This is a genomic window from Brevibacterium sp. (genome assembly GCF_031179145.1).
Classification (GTDB): Bacteria; Actinomycetota; Actinomycetes; order Actinomycetales; family Brevibacteriaceae; genus Brevibacterium.
The window spans coordinates 1-5,988 of the sequence record NZ_JAPSIB010000042.1; the positions used below are offsets into that span (position 1 = coordinate 1).

The 5,988-nt window shown below is 65.3% G+C and carries 4 protein-coding genes and 1 pseudogene; all 5 read right to left on the bottom strand.

The window, feature by feature from the left end; genetic code table 11:
• Nucleotides 1-288: 288 nt before the first annotated feature.
• Complete coding sequence (locus RIT73_RS17110; RefSeq protein ID WP_309133314.1) at nucleotides 289-2,475, bottom strand: 5'-nucleotidase C-terminal domain-containing protein; 2,187 nt, start codon at nucleotides 2,473-2,475, stop codon at nucleotides 289-291.
• 118 nt (nucleotides 2,476-2,593) lie between these two features.
• Nucleotides 2,594-3,598: a DUF368 domain-containing protein gene (locus tag RIT73_RS17115; RefSeq protein ID WP_309133315.1), complete on the bottom strand. Its 1,005-nt coding sequence runs from the start codon at nucleotides 3,596-3,598 to the stop codon at nucleotides 2,594-2,596.
• Between the two features lie 98 nt (nucleotides 3,599-3,696).
• Nucleotides 3,697-3,909: pseudogene (locus RIT73_RS17120) on the bottom strand (DUF664 domain-containing protein); the annotation flags it as partial.
• A 10-nt stretch (nucleotides 3,910-3,919) separates the two neighbouring features.
• On the bottom strand, nucleotides 3,920-4,738 hold the full coding sequence (locus RIT73_RS17125) for a thioesterase family protein (protein ID WP_309133316.1): 819 nt from the start codon (nucleotides 4,736-4,738) through the stop codon (nucleotides 3,920-3,922).
• 135 nt (nucleotides 4,739-4,873) lie between these two features.
• A partial coding sequence (locus tag RIT73_RS17130; protein ID WP_309133317.1) for an LPXTG cell wall anchor domain-containing protein occupies nucleotides 4,874-5,988 on the bottom strand: 1,115 nt, incomplete at its 5' end.

Here is a 5,988-nt window from a genome sequence, read left to right on the forward strand (position 1 = left end):
TGAATTTCACTTGGCCCCACCATAGACATCGGATCTGACACGGGTTCGCCCGGGTTGCCACAGAACGTTTCGCACCGTCTCATTCCGACGTCATGGTGGCTGCCCATCCCTCAGTCACACGGGTTGCAGCCTCCGCCCACCGCCCACCGCTCAGCCGCGGCCCCCCGGGGGACCCCACCCCAGTACTCCGGCTCAACCCGGGATCTATTCAACCCGCGATCTATTCAACCCTCGGTCTGTTCAGCCCTGGGGCTGGTCAACCCTGGCTCCATTCAGCCGTCGTTCTGCTCAACCTTGGATTCGGCGGCGTCGCGAAAAGAGGACGAGGGCTGTTCCGGTACCGATGATCGCCGCTGCGAGGCCGGCGAGACGCCAGAGCTCGGTGCCAGTGCGGGGCAGATCTCCCCCGGCATTGTTCGCGCCGTCCGTCCCGTTCGCGGAGGCGTTCGCGGAGGCGGAGTCGTTCGCCGAGGCGGATGTGCCGCCGGAGGCGGACGCACCACCGGTCGAGGACGTCCCGTTCGCGGAACTGCCGGCACTGGCAGGATCACTGCCATCACTCGCGCCCGCTCGATCGGCCGAATCCGCCTCAGCAGCATCATCCGCACCGTCGGCAGCAGCACCGTCCGCATCCGCGCTGTCGTCGGCGTCACCCCGGTCCTGGGTGCTGGTCACCACGCGCCAGTTCTCGGAGAAGAAGTCAGCAGTGTCAACCACCTCGTTGGCCTTGACCCAGTCGATGAGGGCCTGGCGGACCTCCACCTGCTCGTTGTAGATCTGCTTGAGGTCGCCGACGGGGTAACCGCCGCCACCGGACTGCCGATAGTTGTTGAGGGCGAGGGCGAACTTGTCCCCGTCTTCGATCGGCTTCCCGGAGGCGTCCTTGAGATGCTCGATCCGCTCGCCCACCGGCTTGGACACGTTGATGTCGTAGTCAACGCCGGTCAGGGCGTCGTAGTTGTAGTCGGGAATCGGCGCGTCCGTGACCTCGTCGACCGCATTCGTCCCCGTGGCCGGATCGAACTCGGCGCCTTCCTCTGTCTGCTTGAAGTACCGCGCGGAGTACTCGAGGTAGTCGCGCAGCTGCGCCCCGGTGATCTCCACAGCGGCAAGTGTGTTGTCGTAGACGTAGAGGCCCGCGACGTCGCGAATGGTGATGTCGCCCGCAGGGAACTCGGCCGTGCGACTGAACGGCGAGGCCTGAGACAGCACCGGCAGGTCCTTGAACTCGGTGTCGGCCAGAGCGGTCTCCACGGTCTGCGTCTGCACCTCGGAGATGAAGTCGAGGATCGCGGTGTCCTCGTAGTACGACGTGGCCGCGCTCATGGTCTCCGCGACCGTGCCGATGCGCGTATTGACGTAGTCGATGGTGGTCTGGTGCTGAGATTCGACGAGATCCCTGATCGCCGGATCCTCGCTCACCTCGCCCTGCGTCGGCAGGGCCTTAGCCCGCGGCTCGGCATCCCAGTCGACACCCATCGTCTCGAGGTCGATGGGCAAGTCGACCTCCGAGACGGAGCGGGCCCAGTAGTTCGGCTGGGTGATCAGGGCTTTGGAACCGTCGTCGCGAGTCACGATCTGGGAGGGTTCGTTCCGGTGGGTGTGCCCGGCGACGAGGACGTCGACTCCGGGCACTTCGGCCACCGAGGTGCTCAGGTTCTCCTGCAGCAAGCTCGGGTCCCAGGTCTGACCCGCGGGGTCCTTGCCGGAGTGGGACAGGACGACGACGACGTCGGCACCGGCTTCCTTCATCTCCGGCACGTACTTCTGCGCGGTCTCGACGGCATCGTCGAAATGGACCCGGCCCTCGAGGTTGTTCTTGTCCCAGATACGGCTGCCCGGAGTCGTCACCCCGAGGATGCCGACAGTGATCTGCTGACCGGAGACTTCTTTGTCCACCAGCGTGTACGGTTCGAAGTGGGGGTCGCCGTCGGCATCGTCGATGGCGTTGGCCCCGAGCAGCGGAGCGTTGAGCTGCGCGGTGTAGGCGCTCAGCAGGTCGAGGCCGTAGTTGAACTCGTGGTTGCCAGCGACCTGTGCGTCGTAGCCGAGGTGGTTGAAGGCCTTGGCCATCGGATGAGTCTCACCGGTGTCGGTGATCGGCTCCTGCTTCGCGTAGAAGTACGTCAGTGGCGAGCCCTGGATCGCATCGCCGTTGTCGACGAGGACGACAGAGTCGTCGCCCTTCTCCTCGCGGACGCCTTTGATCAGGGTCGAGGCCCGCGCCATTCCCAGCTCCTCCCCAGCCGGATACGGCTTGTCGGCGAAGTAGTCCCAATTGAGGACATGGCCATGGACATCCGTCGTGGCCAGGAGAGTGAGCTCTCCGGCGGCCGCCGTCGGAGCCGTGGGGTCCGTCGGAGTCGCTGCGTCCGTCGGAGCGGCCGCGGAAGACGGAGCCGCTGCGGCAGCGGCGGGACCGAGGACGATGAGGGACAGAGCCAGAGTCGACGAGGCGACGGTTCGCAGGCGCATGAGTCTCCTGTGGTGAGAGGGGTGAACCCTCTCACTCTAAACGGACATGCATGGAACCTGAGCGAAGCTTGAGCGAAAACTGCACGAACTCTCGGAAATCGATCCGTCCGTGGTCGGTTCAGCCCTCGCCGAGGTGGTCCTTCGTCTCCTTCGCACCGAACTTCGATTCGACGACGATGAGGATGATGACCACGACCGCCCCGAGGGCGGCGAGGAGGAGAGGTCCCCCGACCGGGTCGTAGGGAGCGAGCAGCGCACCGGCACCGTGCGCCTCCCCGTCGGCACCCACCTCGGCGGAGGACTGCCATGGCCACAGGGCACGCAGGGAACCGAGCATGAGGCCGGCCATGATCACCAGCGTCCACCAGCGGTGGTTGTGGAGGAAGTAGCGGAGGATGTTGACGAACACGGCGAGGCCGACGATCGCCCCGAGGCCGAAGACGGCGATGTAGACGAGGTCGCGATCGTCGACGGCGCTCAGCGTGGTCGTGTACATCCCCACCGCGAGGAGGAAGAACGAGCCGGAGACTCCGGGCACGACGAGGGCGCAGATGGCGACGGCGGCGACGAGGAACACGGCGATCAGCGGCGGATTCTCGACATTCGCGCCTCCAGCCATGCCGGTGAGCCAGAACGCGAGTGCGGCCGCGCAGACGAAACCGAGCAGCCCCAGCAGCAAGGGCTGGCGGCGGGTGCGTTCGGGGAGCATCTTCAGAGGAACGGCGATGCTCGCGGCGACGAGGCCGAAGAACAGCCCCCGGGCCAGCTCGGGATTGCCGGTGACGAACGACTCCAACAACCCGGCGATGCTCAGCACGGCCGTCGCCATGCCGATGAGCACCGGGATGATGAGGAACCAATCGGTGCGGCGAAGCTCCCGGAGGGCCCCTGCCCACCGGTCGGGCCCAGTGACCACGGTCTTGGCCGCCTTGACGACATGTGCTGCGGAGTCGATGAGCTCGTCGTAGACTCCGGTCACCAGTGCGACGGTGCCGCCGGAGACTCCGGGGACCAATTCGGCGCTTCCGATGAGGAATCCACGCAGGAGGTCGAGCGGGATCCAGGCTTTGGAGCGGGAGCGCTCGACATCAACTGAGACGGAGTTCGGGTCGGACGACGTCATGAGGCAGGGGTTCTCTTTCGCAGTGTGTCGGTGGGATTGCCTCAAGCCTATGGGTTCGTCCTCCGAATTTCCCGATCATCGGTGCAAGGTCACATCTGTCAGTCTCCGGTGGTCCCGTCGATGCTCTCGCGGATGAGGTCGGCGTGACCCATGTGGGGGGCATACTCCTCGATCATGTGGATGAGCAGCCAGCGGACGTTGTGTCGAGGACTGCTCGGGTTCTTGCGCACCAGAACCGTGTCGAGGTCGTCGACGCGGGCAAGGATCTCCCGGGAGCGCGTGCAGGCCGCATCATGGAGGGCGAGCAACTGGTCGGGAGTGTCATCCTCGGGGTTGGCGGGCGAGCTGGCGCGATTGGGCGACCAGTCTGCCTGCGGAGTCCCAGAGTTCGCAGTCCTCTTCGAACATGCCGCCGGCGATGTTGCGAGTCTCGACCTTGACCCGAACCCAGCCGGGTGCGGGCACGGCGCGCACGTGCGCGGTGAGCTCCATCGTCGGCGACCAGCCGAATCGGCCGAGGTCGAACATCACCGGTGGGAAGGCGTCGAGGAACGCGAGCAGGGACAGCACATCGGGATCGGCACCGTCGGCCCATCGCAGCCACCCTTGGAGCAGACCACGTCCGCTTGGCTTGCCGACTGCGAAACCGGTGGTGGCGGGGTCGAGGAGCATGTCGTAACGCGAGATCAGCGGTGCGGAGGCGATGAAGTCTCCGCCGGCCTCGGTGACGTTGACGCATTCCCTCGGTTCCGGGAGTTCCGGAGGTGTGGCAGTGGTGGCGACGTCGTCGGGCAGGGAGGCTATGGTGCCCATGGTTGCCAGGGCACTGATCGCGGGACTTTCGTTCTGCACCAGCTCGGCTGCCAAGGTTGCACTTGATCTGCCCTGACGAATCCGCCGGGTGGTCACTTCGACGCTGCCTGCATCGCTCGGGCCCAGGTAGTGGGCGGACACGACGAGGGGATCCGGCGCAGTCGGACTGCTCTCACGCAGGGCTCGACCGAGCACGCCGAGGAGGTAACCGCCGTTCACCGCACCCGCCACTTTCCACCCCGCGCCGAGGTGAGCGGTGAAGGAATGCTCGGACGTGCGCTCGAGCGCGGTGGATGTGTGGAACTCGCTGGGGATCGAGTGACTCATGTCACTGACACTAGCAATTACTGAACAGTTGTCCAGTCACAATGGCACCACTGAAAGACGAACACCCCCGGCCATGTGGCCGGGGGTGTTCGGGTGAGCTCTCAGTCGGTCAACGAATGACCGTCAGAGGTGAGCTCAGTTCTTCTTCGAGTTGCGACGCATGGTCAGGACCACTGCGGCACCACCGACGACGAGCAGACCTGCACCGGCAGCGAGGCCGGTCAGTTCAGCACCGGTGCGAGGCAGATCGGATCCGCCATCGCCGCCGCCCTTGCCGTCTTCAGCGGCGACGACCTCGAAGGAACCGGCGAGTGCCTTCTCGTCAGCGGTGTCGTTGGCACCGGTGACCTTGACGTCGTACTTGCCGCGGTAGACCGAAGGATCGGAGTCATTGACACCGTAGACGGAGAATGCTGCGACGCCGTCCTTGTTCGCGGTCTCGTTGAGCTCGATGCCCTGGACGTTGTTCGGTCCGGCGACAACCTCAAGGGTGACGTTCTCGCCCTCGTCGAAGCCGGCAACGGTGATGGTCACACCCTTGTCCTGGTTGACGAAGTCGGTGTCGACGATCTCCTTGGGGTCGATCTCGATGGTCCGCTCGGCGGGAGCTTCCTCGCCGCCGTCCTTGGCATCGTCGGCACCGGCGGAAGCGTCGGCTTCAGCACCTTCGGCACCAGCGTCGGCTTCTGCACCTGCATCGGCACCATCAGCGGCAGCACCAGCGTCGGCTTCGGCACCTGCATCGGCACCGTCAGCGGCAGCACCGGCGTCGGCTTCTGCAGCGGCTTCCTCTTCAACAGTCACGGTGAACTCTGTGACGGCAGATTCAGCAGGCTTGACGACCTGAGCGGTGAATGCGTACTTACCCGGAGCGGTCGGCGCGGCAACAGTGAAGGTGCCGTTTTCGCTAGCGGTGACAGTCTTCTCACCCGACGACGGGACATCGGCCTGCGTACCAGCCTGCGTACCAGTGGCGGCGGGCTGCCAGGTCACCTTGACCTCGGACCCGGCTTCAGCTTTTCCGGTGATGTTTCCGTTGGGATCAACGGTCTGGTTCTTGACGACCGGAGCCGCTGGCGCCTCAGGTCCTGCGTTGGGATCTTCGAACGTGAAGTCGACGCCAGCCGTCTCGAGCGAGTAGTCAAGGTCAGCGACCCAGCCGAGCTGGAACGGAGTGCCATCGCTCCACTCTGCTGGTCCACCACCGGAGATGACACCGACAGCGGTGTCTCCCTGGTAGACCGCGCCAC